This is a genomic window from Seonamhaeicola marinus, from assembly GCF_008085455.1.
The window spans coordinates 1-576 of sequence record NZ_VSDQ01000592.1; the positions used below are offsets into that span (position 1 = coordinate 1).

General features: G+C 32.3%; 1 protein-coding gene. It reads left to right on the forward strand.

The annotated features are described in order from the left end of the window. On the forward strand, positions 1 to 576 hold a 576-nt coding region (locus FUA24_RS10685), incomplete at both ends, for a UDP-3-O-acyl-N-acetylglucosamine deacetylase (protein ID WP_187388246.1).

Below are 576 nucleotides of genomic sequence, written 5' to 3' on the forward strand. Positions count from 1 at the left end.
TTTAGAGAAAAATGGCGTTAAAATTCAAACCTCAGAACATGTTTTAGCAGCATTTGTAGGATTAGATGTTGATAATGCCATTATTGAACTAGATGCTTCTGAACCACCAATTATGGACGGGTCTTCAAAGTTTTTTGTTGAAGCTATTGAAAAAGCAGGTATTGTTGAACAAGATGCGTTTAGAGAAGAATTTGAAGTCACTGAAATTGTATCTTACACTGATGAAGAATCGGGCAGTGAAATATTAGTAATGCCTTCAAAAGCGTATCAAATTACCACTATGGTTGATTTTGGTACAAAAGTTTTAGGTACTCAAAACGCTACTTTAAAGCACATGTCTGATTTTAAAGAAGACATAGCAAACTCTAGAACCTTTAGTTTTTTACACGAACTAGAAATGCTTTTAGAGCATGGCTTAATTAAAGGAGGCGATTTAAATAATGCTATAGTTTATGTAGATAAACCTTTATCTGAAGAAACCATGGAAAAACTAAAAGTAGCATTTAAAAAAGATAGTATTGCTATTAAGCCCAATGGTATTTTAGATAATTTAACGTTACACTACCCAAATGAAGC